The organism is Gallionella capsiferriformans ES-2 (genome assembly GCF_000145255.1).
Lineage (GTDB): Bacteria > Pseudomonadota > Gammaproteobacteria > Burkholderiales > Gallionellaceae > Gallionella > Gallionella capsiferriformans.
Genome location: NC_014394.1, coordinates 156938 through 173861, shown reverse-complemented (window position 1 = coordinate 173861; position 16924 = coordinate 156938). Strand labels below are relative to the sequence as shown.

Genomic DNA, 16924 nt, shown 5'->3' with positions numbered 1-16924 from the left:
ATGATTGCGATGATATTAGCGGCGGGACGGGGCGAGCGCATGCGCCCGCTCACCGATCACACGCCTAAACCGCTGCTCGAAGTGGGCGGCAAAGCGCTGATCGTCTGGCATATCGAAAATCTGGTGGCAGCAGGCATAGTGCAACTCGTCATCAATCACGCGCATCTGGGCGCACAAATCGAAGCCTCACTGGGCGACGGCAGCCGGTTCGGCGCGCAGATTCGTTATTCTGCTGAAACCCTTGCACTGGAGACTGCAGGTGGCATCGCCTATGCGCGCCCGTGGCTGAACGAGGAACCTTTTGCGGTGATCAACGGCGACATCTGGTGTGACTACGATTTTTCCCGACTGCCCGAGCACGCCGCCAACATGCAAGCCCGTGGCGATCTGGCCCATCTGATTCTGGTGGACAATCCGCCGCAGCACCCGAAGGGCGATTTTTGCCTGACAGGCAATCGCATCACGTCATTTTCTACACCGGTCGCCGCGCCAAATCCTGAATCGCTGCTGACCTTCAGTGGCATCGGGCTATATCAACCCGCGTTATTCGAATCCATCGCGCGCGGCAGCGTTGCCCCGCTAGCCCCGCTGCTGCGCGCCATGATAGAACAGGGCAAAGTCAGCGGCGAACGTCACGCAGGCTTATGGGTCGATGTCGGCACGCCGCAACGCTTAGCGGAGCTCGACGCAAAATTGCGCAAGGAAGCCCATGTTTGACAAATCCCTCTATGCGCAGCGTCGCGCCCGGCTGCTAGCTAAAATGCAGCACGGCCTCTGTATTCTGCCCAATGCGCCCGAGCAGCAACGCAACGCCGATGCCGACTATCCTTATCGCTTCGACAGCAGCTTCCATTACCTGAGTGGTTTTGCTGAACCTGAATCGGTGCTGGTGCTGATCGCGGACCAGACGGGTTGCCATCAGTCCATCCTGTTCTGCCGTGAAAAGAATCTGGATCGCGAAATATGGGACGGCTATCGTTATGGCCCGGAGGCCGCACAGGAAAAATTCGGCTTCGACGCGACTTTTCCCATTGCAAAACTCGATGAAAAGCTCGTCGAACTAATGGGAAATTTGCCCGCGATCTACTCCCCTCTGGGTGCCAGTCCCCTATGGGATCAGCGCCTGCTCAAATTGCGCAGTGCCGTTCAGGAAAAAGCGCGCAGCGGTATTCGCGCGCCCGATGAACTGCGTGATGTACGCGCCCTGATCCATGAAATGCGCTTATTCAAGGATACGCATGAACTTTCGATCCTGCGCCGTGCGGCTGATATTTCGACGTCCGCTCACCGGCGCGCGATGCAATTTACCCGTCCCGGACAATTTGAATATCAAGTCGAGGCCGAGTTGCTGCATGAATTTTGCCGCAACGGGGCGCGCGATCCGGCATATACCTCGATCGTCGCCGGCGGCGCGAATGCCTGCGTGCTACATTACATCGCAAACGATGCCCAGCTGCGTGACGGTGATCTGCTGCTCATCGATGCGGGCTGCGAACTTGAGGGCTACGCCTCCGATATCACGCGCACGTATCCCGTAAGCGGCCGCTTTCTGGGCGCACAAAAAGAGCTGTATGAACTGGTACTGGCAGCCCAGTATGCCGCCATCTCAGCCGCCCAACCCGGCAACAACTGGGAAGCCCCGCACAACGCGGCTTTAAAGATACTGGCACAGGGCTTCATCGATCTGAAACTTTGTCACGGCACGGTGGACGGGGTATTGGAGAGCGAGAGTTATAAAAAATATTACATGCACCGCACCGGCCACTGGATGGGGATGGACGTACACGATGTCGGCGATTACAAGGTCGAGGGTCAATGGCGCAATCTGCAAGAAGGCATGGTGCTGACGGTCGAACCCGGCTGCTATATCAGGCCCGCCGACGACGTACCGCTGGCGCTGTGGAACATCGGCATCCGCATCGAAGACGATCTCGTCATCACGAAAACAGGCCATGAAGTGCTGACGGCGGCCGCGCCAAAAACCATCAATGAGATTGAGGAGATCATGCGACATGACTGATTACGACATCGCCATTATCGGCGGCGGCCCCGTCGGCACAGCGCTGGCTCTGGCCTTGCGCGGCAGCGGGCTGCAGGTTTGCGTGCTCGAAGCCCGCCCGTCCGCAGGCAGCACGGATGCGCGCGCGCTGGCCCTATCCTACGGCAGCCGTTTGTTGCTCGACCGTCTGGGCGTATGGGACAAGCTGCAGGACGTATCCTTGATTCAGACTATCCACATCTCGCAAAAGAAAAGCTTCGGCCGCGCCGTACTGCAAGCACGCGACATGCAGGTGCCGGAACTAGGCTATGTGCTGCCTTATCCTATGTTGCAAAATACACTGACCACAGCCCTGCAAGGCAGCACGACGAAAACAATTTATGGTGCGAGCGTCACCGGTCTATTAACTCAGGAAGAGCATGCGGTCATCGATTACCAGCTGGACGGTGCGCCGCACACCCTGACGACCCGTTTAGCGGTCGTGGCCGATGGCGGAAAATTGCTGGCAGAACGCCATCCGCCCGACCTGCGCGACTACGGCCAGAGCGCACTGATTACGCACGTGACGTGCGCGAATCCAAAGGCCGGCACGGCATTTGAGCGTTTTACGCCGCAAGGACCGGTAGCCCTGTTGCCCTACAAAGACGGTTACGAGATTGTCTGGACGGCACCGCATCAAGATATGGAGGCCATGCTTGCTTGGGACGACGAACAGTTTCTGTCTGAATTGCACCGGCATTTCGGTGACCGGGTCGGCGTATTTTTGACGGTCGGCACTAGAACCTGCTTCCCGCTGGGGTTAAAAAAAGCACCCGCACAATCACCGATGCCGCATGTCGTGCTGCTCGGTAACGCCGCGCAGACCATGCATCCGGTGGCAGGACAAGGTTTTAATCTGGGACTGCGCGATGCATGGGATTTGGCGCAGGAAATACGGGATGCCGCACCTGCGTCACTGGGATCAGATGAGATGCTGGCCGGCTACCGCAAGCGACGAAAGCTCGATCGCGAAGCCGGTATTACATTCACCGACAGCCTGGTGCGCCTGTTCTCCAACGACCTGCCTATGATGAGCGCTGCCCGCGCCGCCTCGCTCACCGCGCTGGACTGCCTGCCATTCGCCAAGCGTTTTGTCGCCAAGCGAATGATGTTTGGTGCGAACGGTTAACTCGCCAGCTCCACCACCACCGGCGTGTGATCCGATGGCCGTTCGAGTTTGCGCGGCGCCTTGTCGATGATGCAGCTTTTGCATTGCGCGACCAGCGGTGCGCTGATCAGAATGTGATCGATGCGCATGCCTAGATTGCGGCGAAATCCCATCATGCGGTAATCCCACCAGCTAAAAGTTTTATCGGCCTGCTCGAACAAGCGGTAACTATCCGTCAAACCCAGTGCCAGCAAGGATTTGAAGGCATCGCGTTCAGGCGGGCTTACCAGCACATTACCCACCCAGGCGGCCGGATCATGCACATCACGATCTTCCGGTGCAATATTGTAGTCACCCAGCAGCACAAGCTTCGGGTAGCGTACCAGCTCTTCTTTTAACCAGTCGTGCAGGGCGGCGAGCCAGCCCAATTTGTACTGATATTTGTCGGAATCGGGACTCTGTCCGTTAGGAATATACACATCCACCACGCGAATGTCCCCAAAGGTGGCCGCGATCACGCGCTTTTGCTCGTCCTCGAAACCCGGGATACCGATCTGCACATCAATTGCGGCCTCGCGGCTCAGGATCGCCACGCCGTTGTAAGTCTTCTGCCCCGCGAAGACGGTGTGATATCCGGCCGCCGCCAGCTCAGTATCGGGAAAATCGGCATCCTGCTGCTTAGTTTCCTGCAAACACAGCACGTCGACCGGATTGGCGGCCAGCCAGTCCAGTACCTGCGGCAGACGCACTTTTAACGAGTTTACATTCCACGTCGCAAGTTTCATCAGGCGGCTTCCGTCAGGCCGTTATGGCGCAACAACGCGTCGATGGCAGGCTCGCGACCACGGAAGGCGGCGAATGACTGCATGGCGGGGCGCGATCCGCCCACCGCCAGTACCTCGGCACGAAAACGCGCGCCAACCGCTGGATTGAGCACGCCCTGTTCCTCGAACAGACTGTAGGCATCGGCCGATAGCACTTCTGCCCATTTGTAGCTGTAATAGCCCGCGCCGTAACCGCCCGCGAAAATATGCGAGAAGCTGTGCGGAAAGCGGTTGAACTCAGGCGGAATCAGCAGCGCGACTTCCGCGCGCACTTCGTCCAGCAATTCAAGAATAGATTTTTTCCCGCCCGCTTCAAAGTCGCTGTGCATCAGCATATCGAACAGTGCGAACTCGATCTGGCGCAAGCTTTGCAAACCGCTCTGGAAATTCTTCGCCGCCAGCATCTTGTCGAACAAGGTGCGCGGCAGCGGTGCACCGGTTTCCACATGACGCGTCATGCCGCTCAACACCTCCCATTCCCAGCAGTAGTTTTCCATAAACTGACTGGGCAGCTCGACCGCATCCCATTCCACGCCGTTAATGCCGGACACACCCAGATCCTCCACTTCGGTCAACAGATGATGCAGGCCGTGACCGAATTCGTGAAACAGCGTAATCACATCGTCGTGGGTGAATACAGCAGGTTTGTCGCCGACGGGAGCTGCAAAATTGCAGTTCATATACGCCACCGGCGTCTGTATCCGCCCATCCACACGGCGGCGCGTAATCACGTCATCCATCCATGCGCCACCGCGTTTGCTCGCCCTTGCATACAGGTCAAAATAAAACTGACCGACCAGCTGGCCTTGCGCGTCGCGAATATCGAAGAAATGCACGCTCTCATGCCATACGGGCGCGATGGAGGCGACGATGTGCAGGCCATACAGTGTTTCAACGAGACTGAACAAGCCTTTCAAGACCGCGTCTTCCGGGAAGTATTCTTTGACTTCCTGTTCGGAAAAGGCATAGCGCTGCTCGCGCAGCTTTTCGCTGGCATAGGTCACGTCCCAGGAATGCAGTTCAGCCAAGCCCAGTTCCTTCGCTGCAAATTGACGCAACTCGGTTAAATCCTTTTCTGCGAAGGGGCGTGAGCGCTGCGCTAACTCGCGCATAAATTCCACGACCTGAGCGGGCGTTTGGGCCATCTTGGCCGCCAGCGACAATTCGCCGTAATTGGCAAAACCCAACAGACGCGCCTCTTCACCTCGCAACTGCACGATTTCATCCATGAGTGCTGAGTTATCCCAGCTAGGATTGCCAAATTCCGATGCGCGTGTGGCATAAGCGCGATACAGCTTTGCGCGCAACTCGCGGTTGTCGGCGAACTGCATCACAGGCATATAAGAGGGCGCTTTGAGCGTAAACAACCAGCCGGGCTTGTCCTGCGCGCTTGCGGCATCCGACGCCGCCTGCAACACGTCCTCCGGCAGCCCGCTCAATTCATCCTTGTTTTCAATCAACAAGGTAAAATCGTTGGTCGCATCAAGCAGATTGTCGGAAAAACGCGACGACAGCTCGGATTGTCTCTCCTGAATTTCCAGATAGCGCGCTTTCTTGTCTTCCGGCAATTCGGCGCCGCCCAGACGAAAATCGCGCAATTCGTTTTCGATAATTTTTTGGCGCGCGACACTCAAGCCCGCAAAGGCCGCGCTACTGCGCAGCGCCTTGAACTTATTGAACAGGGCGAGGTTTTGCCCCAGCTCTGCGTAATACTGCGTCATCACCGGCAGCGTGGCGTTATACGCCTCACGCAACTCAGGCGAATTCATCACCGCATTTAAATGACCGACCGGCCCCCAGGCGCGCGAGAGGCGCTCGTGCGCATCTTCCATCGGCGCAACAAAATTATCCCAGTCAGGCTCGCTCGATTCGGCCAGCAACCGAGCGGTCAATTCACGGCATTCGCCAAGCAAGGTCTCGATTGCCGGGGCGACCTGTTCGGGCTGAATTTCGGCAAAGCGCGGCAAACCGGAAAAATCGAGTAATGGATTCATAGGATATTTTTTAGGTGAGTGTGACGATAAAGAGGCTATCCGGAAAATCCTTCCGGACGGCCTGTTAAGTTTTGATTTTAAGCCTGATAGACGATTTTGCCGTCAACTAGCGTGTAGCGCACGAGCCCCTGCACTTCCATGCCGGTAAACGGCGTATTTTTTCCCTGACTCTTCAATGCAGCCGCTTCCACTTTCCAGTAGGCATCCGCATCAAACACGCACACATCGGCCAGCGCGCCGATGCTCAGGTGTCCGGCATCCAGGCCCAGTATCTGCGCCGGTTGCAGCGTGACACGCGATAAGGCATCGGCAAGTCCAACCTTATCCTGCTCAGCCCATTTCAAGACCAGCGGCAACAGCAATTCCAGCCCGGTGGCGCCCGATTCAGCTTCCGCAAATGGCAATTGCTTCGCATCTTCATCGACTGGCGCATGATTGGAGCAAATCGCATCTATCGTACCGTCGAGCAATCCCGCGCGCAGCGCCGCACGGTCACGCAGGCTGCGCAGCGGCGGCGTCAGGCGGCAATTCGGATCAAAAAACCCGATATCCATCTCGGATAAATGCACGTGATTGGCCGTGACATCGCAACTTACGCTAAGCCCCTGCTGACGGGCAGCCCTGATCATTTCCACCCCTGCCGCGCTGGAAATGCGGCAGATATGCAGTTTCACACCCGTTTCCTTAGCCAGCGTCAGCATGGTGGATAACGCAATGGTTTCGGCACACACGGGGATCGCTGGCAGACCGCAGCGCGTCGCCACTTCGCCATCGTGCGCCACGCCGTCTTTAGATAAAAAGCTGTCCTGCGGACGCAGCCAGACGCTAAAACCGAACGTTGCAGCGTATTGCATCGCGCGCATCATCACGCGCGTATCGGTGAGCGGCGCATCCGCCTGACTGAAAGCCACACATCCCGCATCCACCAGCTCCGCCATTTCGGTCAGTTCTTTGCCCATCAAACCGGTGGTCAATGCAGCGACCGGATACAGACGCGCCTGATGCAGATTTTTGGCGCGATGCTTCAACATCTCAACCAGCCCCGGTTCATCCAAGGGCGGGTCGGTATCAGGCGGACAGGCCAGACTGGTGATGCCACCCGCGACGGCCGCATTCATTTCGGATTCGAGCGTCGCCATGTATTCAAAGCCGGGTTCGCGCAGGCGTGCCGCCAGATCGATCAGGCCCGGGCAGACGATCAGACCTGTCGCATCGATCACCTCGTCAGGTTTAAACCCCGCAGGGGCTCTGCCAATTGCCGCGATGCATTTATCCGTAATGAACAGGTCCAGTTGCGCATCGATGTTATTTCTAGGATCGATCAGTCGACCGTTTTTAATCTGTATATTCATTTATTGCTCCCAGCCAGCGTGCTCATCACCGCCATGCGCACTGCGATACCGAAGGTCACTTGTGACAGGATCACCGATTGCATCCCGTCCGCCACGCGCGAATCAATTTCGATGCCGCGATTCATGGGTCCCGGATGCATGACGATGGCGTCCGGTTTGGCATATGCGAGCTTTTCTTCGGTCAGCCCGTAATTTTTAAAGTATTCCTGGCCGGATGGCAGCGCCGCGCCCTGCATACGCTCGTTCTGCAAGCGCAGCATCAGCACCACATCGACGTCACGCAAGCCCTGAGCCATGTCGTGATAAACCCGTACGCCGAGATTTTCGACCATCGTCGGGAGCAACGTTTTTGGCGCAATCACGCGAACTTCCGGCACACCCAAGGTCGTCAGCGCATGAATTTGCGAGCGCGCCACACGCGAATGCAACACATCGCCTACGATCGCTACGCGAAGATTGTGAAATTCCTTCTTGTAATGACGGATGGTGAACATGTCGAGCAAGGCTTGCGTCGGATGCGCATGACGCCCGTCACCGGCATTGATGACGTGAATTTCCGGCGCGACATGCCGCGCGATCAGATGCGCCGCACCGCTTTGCGAATGGCGCACTACGAACATGTCGGCATGCATCGCGCACAGATTGTCGACCGTATCGAGCAGCGTTTCACCCTTGCTGGTGGAGGACGATCCGATGTTCAGATTGACCACGTCAGCAGACAGGCGCTTGGCGGCGATTTCAAAAGTGGTGCGGGTACGGGTACTGTTCTCGAAGAACACATTGAATACCGACTTGCCGTGCAAGAGCGGCACTTTCTTGATTTCGCGCCCCTCGTCGATATCGAGGAAGGTGGCAGCACGGTCGAGAATGTCGCGCATGATGCGTACCGGCAAGCCTTCCGTGGTCAGAAGATGCTGCAGTTCACCGTGTTTATTGAGTTGCGGATTTTTCATGGATACCTCTGTCGGCATTGACGATTACACAGGCGGCGGGCTCATCGAAGTAAGCCTGCAGTATTTGTTGGGCTGCATACTGGTCGATCAATGCTTTCTGATCGCGCCCGCGTACGCCCTGTCTATTGAGTTGTTCGCTGGCAGCCAGCGATGAATAACGCTCATCGACCAGCAAGGTCGTCAGGCCATACCGCCCGTGCAGTCGCTTAGCGAAACGCTGGCACAATGCGGTCAATTCATGCGGGCTGCCATCATCGCTGCAGGGCAGGCCGACCACTAACGCACAAGGCTGCCATTCTGCAACCAACTTGGTGATGGCCGAAAAACGAAGCTCGTTCTTCTCCTCAGCGATCGTAGTCAGCGGCTCTGCACTGGATGAAAAGGTATTGCCGACCGCAACACCTATCCGTTGCGTACCGAAATCAAAGGCGAGCAGCGTGCCGACGACAGGATTAACGATCAATCCTGCCACCTCAGGCATGTCCGGCATCTTCGACCAGCATGGAGTAATTTACGCCCAGCAAGGACATGGCCGCCGCCAGTCGTTCTTCAGCTGGCAAATCAAACAGGATATGTTCGTTGGCCGGTACGGTCAGCCAGATATTCTCGTTAATCTCGTGTTCGAGCTGCCCCTGCTCCCAGCCTGAGTAACCCAGCGTTACCAGCAGATTATCCGGTCCGCGCCCTTCGCCTATCGCCTCCAAAATATCCTTCGAGGTCGTCAGCGCCAGTTTGTCGTTGATGCGCATCGTGGACTGCCAGTCGCGGCTTGTATCGTGCAACACAAAGCCTCGTTCGGTTTGCACCGGCCCGCCCACATGGACAGGCATCTTGGCAAGCCTAGGCTGATGCAGCGGAATATTGATCTGATTGAACATATCGGCCAGCGTCAAGCTGACCGGGCGATTCACCACTAGGCCTAACGCACCGTTTTCATCGTGTTCACAGATATAGGTGAGCGTGCCGGCAAAGAAGCCCTCTTGCATGGCAGGCATGGCAATCAGGAAATGGTGGGTAAGATCGAATTTTGACATGTCGGCATTGTAGCTGGCTCGGACTCGCTTCACAATTCGGCGTTACATTTAGCAGCAAAAATAATCACGCGTCACTTAATCGCCGGGGAGATAAAGGGTAAACGTCGTCCCCTGCCCGCGCACTGAACTCACGCTGATACGCCCTGAGCGCTCCTCAACGCAATTTTTCACCACATCCATGCCGATGCCGCGCCCGGCCAGTTGCGTGATTTCACCGGCGGTTGAAAGACCGGGAATAAAAATTAATTGCGCGAGCGTATTGTCATCCATCAGTCCATCCGCCTCACGCAACACGCCCATGCTAACTGCACGGGTTCGCAATGCGGCCAGATCCAGCCCCCGCCCGTCATCGGCAAGTTCGATCACAATTTCATTACCAACCCGACCAACTTCAATGCGCACCTCACCGACAGGTGGCTTGCCGCAGGCGATGCGATGCAACGGGCTTTCAATACCATGCACGACCGCGTTGCGCAGCAGATGCTCGATCGGGGCCGTCAGCAGCTGCCCCGTATCAATACCGACCAGCTCAAGATGAACCTCACGCCCCGTCTCTTTAGCGGCTTGCCACACCGTGCGATAGAAACGCTCATCCGAATTCGCCGCACCCCCATCGACAAACTCATTTCGCAAAGCGTCCAGCAATCGCGTGATGTTTGCAAAATCCGCCTGCGCAGCAGCCTCATCGTGCAATCGCTCTTCCATTTGATGCGCGATCTGACTGATGCTGAGCACCCCCGCCATCCGTGCGCTGCCCTTTAAGGTATGCAGCAGACGCCGTAGCGGCGCCTGATCCGAGGAGTCCAGACCAAGCGCGATTTTTGCAAGCAATTCGTCCGCCTCTTCAAGAAAGACCGGCAGCAAACCGGCATCCACCTCATCACTTTCACTACGCTGCGCGAGATGTCCATTCAACTGCGCCAGCACATCATCCTGCTGCGCGCTGCTAAATTGTCCGGCTGACATACTCCTTAGCGACGCCAAAAGTGCGGCGTAAACAAAATCAGCACCGTGAAAATTTCCAACCGGCCGATCAGCATGGCGGCGGTACAGACCCAAGTCTGAAAGTCTGTGAGGCCTGCGTAATTGCTGGCAGGGCCTACCGAACCTAAGCCGGGGCCGCAATTATTTATTGAGGCAAGTATGGCCGTAAACGCCGATATGAAGTCCATACCGCTGAGCAGCAGCGCAAAAGTCAGCGTCATGATGCTCATGAAATACAGGAAGATGAAACCCAGCACCGAGAAAACCACGCCATTCGGAATAACTTGGCCGCCTATTTTCATCGGGTTGATCGCCGCCGGATGCAGCAGCTTGACGAACTCGCGACCGGCCTGCTTGAGCAGCACCAGCGTGCGTATCATCTTGATGCCGCCGCCGGTGGAACCAGAACTCGCGACCGTCGCAGTCAGAAACATCATCCACAGCGGGGCGAAGATCGGCCACTGAGCATAATCCACACTGGCATATCCGGAACTGGTGGCAATAGAAATCAGATTAAAGCTGGCATGGCGCAGCGCTATCCAGTACGTCGGGTAGATTTCCCATATCCACAGGCAGAACGCAATCCCTACACAGCTGCCGAGTATCAGGATCAGTGTCGGAATAGCCTCGGGATCTGTGCGATAAACGGACAGGGTTCTTTCACGTAAGGCCAAAAAATGCACTGCAAAGTTCATGACGGCGATCAGCATGAACACCATCAGAACAAACTCGATCAGCGGAGAGTTAAAATAACCGACACTGGCATCGTGCGTGGAAAAACCACCCAGCCCCATCGCAGAAAACGAATGACACACCGCATCCAGCCAGTTCATGCCAGCCAGTTTCAGCGAGGCGATGCAGGCAATGGTGATACCCAGATAGACCAGCCAGAGGTTGCGCGCCGTCTCGGTGATGCGTGGCGTGAGCGCTGAATCCTTCATCGGGCCCGGGGTCTCCGCCTTGAACAGCTGACGGCCACCGATGCCCAACAGCGGCAAAATAGCCACGGCCAGCACGATGATCCCCATGCCGCCCAACCAGTTGAGTTCATGACGCCAGATATTGAGCGCCGGCGGCAGCGTATCCAAGCCCACCAGCACCGTCGCACCGGTGGTCGTCAGTCCAGACATCGTTTCAAAATAAGCATCGGTAAACGACAGCTCTGGCAACAGCAGCAACAAAGGCAATGTTGCAACCGCCGGCATCGCCGTCCACATCGCGACCACCAGCAAATAACCGTGCCGGATCGACAACTCGCCTTTATAACGACGCGTCAGCATCCACATCAACACGCCGGTCGCGAGCGTCCAGATCATGGCCAGCAAAAAATCCTGGAATACTTCCTCGTGACCATAAAGCAGTGCCGTCAAGAGCGGCATCAAATAAGCGAAGCTAAAGACCGCCAGCATCAGCCCCAGAGCATGAATAACCGTTAACGTGCGCTGCATCAGAAGAAACCGATATGAACGTGGAACAGCTTCTCGACTTTTTTCACCATCGCCTTGTTAATGACAAATACGATGACGTGATCCTCGCTCTCGATCACCAGATCACGGTGCCCCATCATCACCTCATCGCCGCGCACCACCGCACCGATGGTCGCACCGCTAGGCAAATCGATTTCATCAATGCAGCGGCCCACCACGGAAGAAGATTTCCGGTCGCCATGCACCACCAGCTCGAGCGCTTCGGCCGCCCCCCGGCGCAGCGAGTGCACCGCCGCCACATCGCCCTGACGCACATAGGCCAACAACGAACCTATCGTGACATGGGCCGGGGAGAGGGCGATATCGATCTTACCACCTTGCACCAGATCCACATAGGCACTGCGATTGATCAGCGCGATGACTTTGCGCGCGCCGCCTTGCTTGGCGAGCAGCGCCGACATGATGTTATTCTCGTCGTCGTTGGTCAGCGCACAAAACACATCGACCTCGCCAACATTTTCCTGCTGCATCAGCTTCTCGTCCGTGCCATCGCCGTTCAACACCAGCGTATTGGTCAATTCTCCGGCCAGATTTTCGCAAGCTTTTTTGTTGTATTCAATCAGCTTGACCTGATAATCGCCTTCAAGCGCTTTGGCCAGACGACGACCAATATTGCCGCCGCCGACGATCATCACACGGCGCGTGGGCTTGTCCATGCGGCGCATTTCCTTGAGCACCGTACGAATGTTTTTGGTCGCGGCGATAAAAAAGATTTCATCACCGTCTTCAACGACCGTATCCCCTTTTGGAATCAACGGACTATCTTTACGGAAAATCGCTGCAACGCGCGTATCGACATGCGGCATATGCTCGTGCAAAAAGCTCAACGGCTGTCCCACCAGCGGCCCGCCTTTAAAAGCACGCACCGCAACGAGCGAGGCCTTACCCTGAGAAAATCGCAACACTTGCAACGCTTCAGGAAACTCAATCAATTTGCTGATGTAATCGGTGAGAATTTGCTCGGGACAAATCGAAAAATCCACGCAGAAATTATCTTTATTGAAGAGCTCGGGCCTTGCCAGAAAATCGGCTGAACGTATGCGGGCAATGCGCGTCGGCGTATTGTAGAGGCTCGCCGCCAGCTTACAGGCTACCATATTGACTTCATCGCTTTGCGTGACCGCAAGCAGCATATCGGTATCGGCAATGCCAGCCTGCTCCAGCACCGAAGGGTGAGAGGCATTCCCCACCAGCGTGCGCAAATCCAGGCGCTCCTGCAACAGCGCCAGCTTGCCGCTGTCTGAATCTACCACGGTGATGTCATTGGCTTCGCTCACCAGACTCTCCGCCACCGTAGAACCGACCTGCCCCGCACCCAATATCAATATTTTCAAAGCGTTATCCTTATTTTTCGGTCGCGTGCTGCGCGCGTATCCAGTCTTTCCACTCGTTGAACAACGCCTCGCTGCGTGCGGCGATCACGGAACGCTGCCAGATATCGCAAGAGGCGAAATCGTCGCTCTCGATACAACAGGCGTATCCGCCTGTTTCCGACAGGATCAACATGCCCGCCGCATAATCCCACAGCTTTTGCCCGCCATGCAGGTACAGATCGTAGCGCCCGGCCGCGGTATAACACCAGTCTAAGGTGCTGGCGCCGAAATTTCGCTGCGATGCATAGGGGGGCGTTGAGGCCAGCGTGCCGGCAAGTTTACTGCTGAGGCGCTTTAAATCGACATTGGCAAGCGATTCGCTCATCGCAGCCGCAGTCACCCTGCCGAACAGTTTTTCCCCGTTCAAATACGCGCCTTTGCCCGCTTCCGCCGCAAACATCTCATCAGCCACCGGGTCGTACACCACCCCCAACACGCTGCGGCCCTCGCGCAACAATGCAACCGATACCGCAAAATACGGCAGACCGTGCACAAAATTGGACGTGCCGTCGATCGGATCGACACACCACAGCCCTTCCTCCGCATTTTCCCAAATCGCCAGCTGCTCTGCCTCAGGCATTTCTTCGCCCAGCACTGGGACATTGCAAATCGCCTGCAACTTGCGGATCAGCGCGGTTTGCGTTGCAATATCCGCATCAGTACACAGGCTGCCATCGCTCTTATGCTTGTGCGCGACCTTCAAATAACGCGGCATAATTTCTTCCGCCGCAACCAGTTTAACGGCGGCAATGGTTGCCTTGAGTAAGGCACTCATACCAAACGCTCCTGTTTTCGACAGAATGTGCTTTTCCATTATTCGGTTTTCCATTTAATCGAACAGCCCATGCTGGCGATCTGTTCCTGAGGCCCGCGCCCGGTCTTTGCAACCTGCACCATCGCATCGTACAAGTCGCGCGGCGCATTCTCCACCGCCTCCTTGCGCGACGCGTCCAGCCGCCCTCGGTATTGCAGTTCGAGATCGGCATTGAACCCGAAAAAGTCCGGTGTGCAGACCGCGCCGTAATCCTTCGCAATCTGCTGCGTCTCATCCCACACATAAGGGAAGGGGTATGCGAATTCCGTTGCCACCCGCTTCATATTTTCGAACGAGTCTTCCTCAAAATCGGCCGGATCATTCGACATGATGGCGATGGTGTTGATACCCTGCCGCTTTAATTGACCCGCATCCCGCACCAAACGGTCGCGAATGGATTTCACATAGGGGCAATGATTACAGATAAACATCACCAGCAACCCGTTCGGACCGCGCGCATTGGCAAGCGTATACCGGACACCGTCCACGCCCAGCAAATCAAAATCTCGCGCCTTCCAACCGAAGTCGCACAGAGGTGGTTGCAAACTGACCATATCCTACTCCTGACAAAATTCCTGACATAAAACGCACGTTGCAATTCCTTGCAGCGGCGAGGCGGTATATTATCACGCCCATTCACCACTCATAGCCAGTTCTCATGCCACGCTTTTACTGCCCGCCGCCGATACCTGCACAAGGCGCATTCAATTTACCCGCCGATGCGGCGCACCATGCCAGCCGTGTATTACGCCTGCGCGAAGGAGATAGCGTGCAATTGTTTGACGGCACGGGGCATGAATATCACGGCGCCATCACCGACATGACAGGCAAACAGGTTGTCGTGGGCGACATCGTCCACATCGAGGCCGACCGCGAATCGCCGTTACAGATCGTGCTAGCTCAAGCCTTATGCAGCAGCGAAAAAATGGACTGGGTCATCCAGAAAGCCACCGAACTGGGCGCCACCGAAATTCAGCCGCTGGCAACCGGACGCAGCGTCGCCAAGCTATCTGCAGATCGCGCAGCGAAGCGCACCGAACACTGGCAACAGGTCGCCATTTCCGCCTGCGAGCAATGCGGACGCAATGTGTTGCCGGTGATCCACCCCCCAGTGGAAATCGGTACCTGGCTGCAACACATGCTTGACTCTGACATGAGCAAATACATCCTGCTGCCGCAAGGCGCGAAGTCCTTACAGGAACAGGAAAAACCGCAAAGCGGCGCGGTCTTGCTGATCGGCGCGGAAGGCGGCTTTACCGAAGCCGAGAGCGACAACGCACTACGGTGCGGGTTTACGCCGGTTCGGCTCGGCGCGCGGGTGATGCGTACCGAAACGGCCGCTGTGGCAGGATTGGCGGTGCTGCAAACGCTGTGGGGCGATTTTTGCTAATTTACTGAAGGAATCACGATGCCTTATGTCAACATCCGTATCGCAGGCACATTAAGCCGTGAACAAAAAGCCGCGATCGCAAGCGAAGTCACCGACACGCTCGAACGCATCGCTCACAAGCCGGCCTCTTATACCTATATCACCTTCGATGAAGTGGCCGAGGAAAACTGGGCTGTTGCAGGAAAATTACTCGACAGCGATGCATAACAAACAGGAATTAACCATGCATATCAATACCACCCCCGCCGATTTCGTTGCCTGGTTCCGCTCGGTGGCACCCTACATCAACAGTTTTCGCGGCAAGACTTTTGTCATCGCATTCGGCGGCGAAATGGTCGAAGATGGCAAATTTACCGCGCTGACGCACGACTTTAACCTGCTCGCCGCCTTAGGCATCCGGCTGGTGCTGGTGCACGGCGCACGTCCGCAGATCGAACAGCATTCGGCGCGCAAAAATCTTGAAGACAATTACCATCAAGGCATCCGCCTGACCGATACGCAAACCATGCAATGCGTCAAAGAATCGGTCGGCCGCGTGCGCGTAGAAATTGAGGCGCTGCTCTCGATGGGGCTGGCGAACTCTCCGATGGCCAATGCCGACATCCGTCTGGCGGGGGGAAATTTCATCACCGCGCAACCGATCGGCGTGATCAACGGCGTAGACTTGCAGCACACCGGCTGTGTGCGAAAAGTGGATGTTGCCGCACTCAAAAACCGCCTCAACTTCGGCGAAGTGGTGCTGCTCTCGCCGCTGGGCTATTCACCCACCGGCGAGGTGTTCAACCTGACGCTGGAAGACGTGGCCACCTCCACCGCGATCGCGCTGGATGCCGACAAACTGGTGTTTTTGATGGACACGGACGGCGTGCAAAGCGATCACGGCGACACTCTCAAAGAGCTTACCGTCGCTCAAGCGCAGGCGGCACTGGCTTCAAAACGCGTACAGAGCGACGACATTAACCTGTTTCTGCCCTGCGCAATCCGCGCCTGCGAAGCCGGTGTTGCCCGCACGCATTTGATTAGCCGCCACACAGACGGCGCCGTGCTGCAGGAATTGTTCAGTGATGATGGCATCGGCACGATGGTCGTCGAATCCACGCTCAACACGCTGCGCGATGCGTCGATCGAAGATGTAGGCGGCATTTTGCAGTTGCTGCGTCCGCTCGAAGAGCAAGGGATACTGGTCAGACGCTCTCGCGAACTGCTGGAGCAGGAAATCGAGCGCTTCGTGGTATTGGAACACGATCATCGCATCGTCGGCTGCGCCGCACTCTATCCATTCCCCGACGAAGCCGCAGCAGAACTCGCCTGCCTAGCCGTAGATGCGCAGTGTCGCGACAAAGGCTATGGCGAGGCCATCCTCGATCACATGGCGGTGCTTGCCAAATCGCAGAAGCTGAAAAAACTGTTCGTACTCACTACGCGCACGGCACACTGGTTCTTAGAGCGCGGCTTTATCGAAAGCCCTGTCACCGCACTGCCTGCGCAGAAAAAATCGCTGTATAACTATCAGCGCAAATCCAAGGTATTCGTGCGAAAAATATAGCCCTAATCGCTAGTCGCTAGTCGCTAG

At 56.5% G+C, this 16924-nt stretch carries 17 protein-coding genes; 6 read left to right on the top strand and 11 right to left on the bottom strand.

Annotated features, from left to right (window positions below; all coding sequences use genetic code 11):
* From murU to GALF_RS00710, 3 genes are read left to right on the top strand one after another with little or no spacing between them, the layout of a single operon-like run.
* On the top strand, window positions 1–717 hold the full coding sequence (gene murU / locus GALF_RS00720) for an N-acetylmuramate alpha-1-phosphate uridylyltransferase MurU (RefSeq protein WP_013292131.1): 717 nt from the start codon (window positions 1–3) through the stop codon (window positions 715–717).
* Window positions 710–2020, top strand: coding sequence for a Xaa-Pro aminopeptidase (gene pepP / locus GALF_RS00715; RefSeq protein ID WP_013292130.1), 1311 nt, complete (start codon window positions 710–712; stop codon window positions 2018–2020). Before murU ends, pepP begins: the two co-directional genes overlap by 8 nt.
* Window positions 2013–3167, top strand: coding sequence for an FAD-dependent oxidoreductase (locus tag GALF_RS00710; RefSeq protein WP_013292129.1), 1155 nt, complete (start codon window positions 2013–2015; stop codon window positions 3165–3167). Before pepP ends, GALF_RS00710 begins: the two co-directional genes overlap by 8 nt.
* Here GALF_RS00710 and xth read toward each other — a convergent pair.
* From xth to GALF_RS00655, 11 genes are all read right to left on the bottom strand, one after another.
* On the bottom strand, window positions 3164–3931 hold the full coding sequence (xth, locus tag GALF_RS00705) for an exodeoxyribonuclease III (protein WP_013292128.1): 768 nt from the start codon (window positions 3929–3931) through the stop codon (window positions 3164–3166). The genes GALF_RS00710 and xth overlap by 4 nt on opposite strands.
* Window positions 3931–5964 (bottom strand): M3 family metallopeptidase, encoded by a 2034-nt coding sequence (locus tag GALF_RS00700; protein ID WP_013292127.1) that lies wholly within the window; start codon window positions 5962–5964, stop codon window positions 3931–3933. Before GALF_RS00700 ends, xth begins: the two co-directional genes overlap by 1 nt.
* 77 nt (window positions 5965–6041) lie before the next feature.
* A complete protein-coding gene (locus GALF_RS00695) occupies window positions 6042–7316 on the bottom strand; it encodes a dihydroorotase (protein ID WP_013292126.1) in 1275 nt (424 codons plus the stop codon).
* Window positions 7313–8269, bottom strand: a complete 957-nt coding sequence (locus tag GALF_RS00690) for an aspartate carbamoyltransferase catalytic subunit (protein WP_013292125.1) — start codon at window positions 8267–8269, stop codon at window positions 7313–7315. The genes GALF_RS00695 and GALF_RS00690 overlap by 4 nt, the downstream gene beginning before the upstream one ends.
* A complete protein-coding gene (gene ruvX / locus GALF_RS00685) occupies window positions 8247–8759 on the bottom strand; it encodes a Holliday junction resolvase RuvX (RefSeq protein ID WP_013292124.1) in 513 nt (170 codons plus the stop codon). Before ruvX ends, GALF_RS00690 begins: the two co-directional genes overlap by 23 nt.
* Window positions 8743–9303: a YqgE/AlgH family protein gene (locus GALF_RS00680; RefSeq protein ID WP_013292123.1), complete on the bottom strand. Its 561-nt coding sequence runs from the start codon at window positions 9301–9303 to the stop codon at window positions 8743–8745. Before GALF_RS00680 ends, ruvX begins: the two co-directional genes overlap by 17 nt.
* 75 nt (window positions 9304–9378) lie before the next feature.
* The gene (locus tag GALF_RS00675) at window positions 9379–10269 is read right to left on the bottom strand and encodes an Hpt domain-containing protein (RefSeq protein WP_013292122.1); all 891 of its coding nucleotides are present in this window, start codon (window positions 10267–10269) and stop codon (window positions 9379–9381) included.
* A gap of 5 nt (window positions 10270–10274) precedes the next feature.
* Window positions 10275–11735 (bottom strand): TrkH family potassium uptake protein, encoded by a 1461-nt coding sequence (locus GALF_RS00670; protein ID WP_013292121.1) that lies wholly within the window; start codon window positions 11733–11735, stop codon window positions 10275–10277.
* The gene (gene trkA, locus GALF_RS00665; protein ID WP_013292120.1) at window positions 11735–13108 is read right to left on the bottom strand and encodes a Trk system potassium transporter TrkA; all 1374 of its coding nucleotides are present in this window, start codon (window positions 13106–13108) and stop codon (window positions 11735–11737) included. The genes GALF_RS00670 and trkA overlap by 1 nt, the downstream gene beginning before the upstream one ends.
* A 10-nt stretch (window positions 13109–13118) precedes the next feature.
* A complete protein-coding gene (locus GALF_RS00660) occupies window positions 13119–13922 on the bottom strand; it encodes an inositol monophosphatase family protein (protein WP_013292119.1) in 804 nt (267 codons plus the stop codon).
* A gap of 38 nt (window positions 13923–13960) precedes the next feature.
* Window positions 13961–14515, bottom strand: a complete 555-nt coding sequence (locus tag GALF_RS00655; RefSeq protein ID WP_013292118.1) for a thioredoxin family protein — start codon at window positions 14513–14515, stop codon at window positions 13961–13963.
* 104 nt (window positions 14516–14619) lie between these two features.
* Between GALF_RS00655 and GALF_RS00650 the strand changes: the two genes are divergently transcribed.
* From GALF_RS00650 to argA, 3 genes are read left to right on the top strand one after another with little or no spacing between them, the layout of a single operon-like run.
* Window positions 14620–15351 (top strand): 16S rRNA (uracil(1498)-N(3))-methyltransferase, encoded by a 732-nt coding sequence (locus tag GALF_RS00650; RefSeq protein ID WP_013292117.1) that lies wholly within the window; start codon window positions 14620–14622, stop codon window positions 15349–15351.
* A gap of 18 nt (window positions 15352–15369) precedes the next feature.
* A complete protein-coding gene (locus GALF_RS00645) occupies window positions 15370–15558 on the top strand; it encodes a tautomerase family protein (protein WP_013292116.1) in 189 nt (62 codons plus the stop codon).
* 16 nt (window positions 15559–15574) lie between these two features.
* Window positions 15575–16897, top strand: coding sequence for an amino-acid N-acetyltransferase (gene argA, locus GALF_RS00640; RefSeq protein ID WP_013292115.1), 1323 nt, complete (start codon window positions 15575–15577; stop codon window positions 16895–16897).
* Window positions 16898–16924: the final 27 nt, after the last annotated feature.

Bases quoted from the DNA above. Each gene is read 5' to 3' on its own strand.
- pepP (WP_013292130.1), top strand. From the start codon at position 710: ATGTTTGACAAATCCCTCTATGCGCAGCGTCGCGCCCGGCTGCTAGCT.
- GALF_RS00675 (WP_013292122.1), bottom strand. From the start codon at position 10,269: ATGTCAGCCGGACAATTTAGCAGCGCGCAGCAGGATGATGTGCTGGCG.
- GALF_RS00645 (WP_013292116.1), top strand. From the start codon at position 15,370: ATGCCTTATGTCAACATCCGTATCGCAGGCACATTAAGCCGTGAACAA.
- GALF_RS00710 (WP_013292129.1), top strand. From the start codon at position 2,013: ATGACTGATTACGACATCGCCATTATCGGCGGCGGCCCCGTCGGCACA.
- GALF_RS00680 (WP_013292123.1), bottom strand. From the start codon at position 9,303: ATGTCAAAATTCGATCTTACCCACCATTTCCTGATTGCCATGCCTGCC.
- ruvX (WP_013292124.1), bottom strand. From the start codon at position 8,759: ATGCCGGACATGCCTGAGGTGGCAGGATTGATCGTTAATCCTGTCGTC.
- GALF_RS00660 (WP_013292119.1), bottom strand. From the start codon at position 13,922: ATGAGTGCCTTACTCAAGGCAACCATTGCCGCCGTTAAACTGGTTGCG.
- argA (WP_013292115.1), top strand. From the start codon at position 15,575: ATGCATATCAATACCACCCCCGCCGATTTCGTTGCCTGGTTCCGCTCG.
- GALF_RS00690 (WP_013292125.1), bottom strand. From the start codon at position 8,269: ATGAAAAATCCGCAACTCAATAAACACGGTGAACTGCAGCATCTTCTG.
- GALF_RS00650 (WP_013292117.1), top strand. From the start codon at position 14,620: ATGCCACGCTTTTACTGCCCGCCGCCGATACCTGCACAAGGCGCATTC.
- xth (WP_013292128.1), bottom strand. From the start codon at position 3,931: ATGAAACTTGCGACGTGGAATGTAAACTCGTTAAAAGTGCGTCTGCCG.
- GALF_RS00655 (WP_013292118.1), bottom strand. From the start codon at position 14,515: ATGGTCAGTTTGCAACCACCTCTGTGCGACTTCGGTTGGAAGGCGCGA.
- murU (WP_013292131.1), top strand. From the start codon at position 1: ATGATTGCGATGATATTAGCGGCGGGACGGGGCGAGCGCATGCGCCCG.
- GALF_RS00670 (WP_013292121.1), bottom strand. From the start codon at position 11,735: ATGCAGCGCACGTTAACGGTTATTCATGCTCTGGGGCTGATGCTGGCG.
- GALF_RS00700 (WP_013292127.1), bottom strand. From the start codon at position 5,964: ATGAATCCATTACTCGATTTTTCCGGTTTGCCGCGCTTTGCCGAAATT.
- GALF_RS00695 (WP_013292126.1), bottom strand. From the start codon at position 7,316: ATGAATATACAGATTAAAAACGGTCGACTGATCGATCCTAGAAATAAC.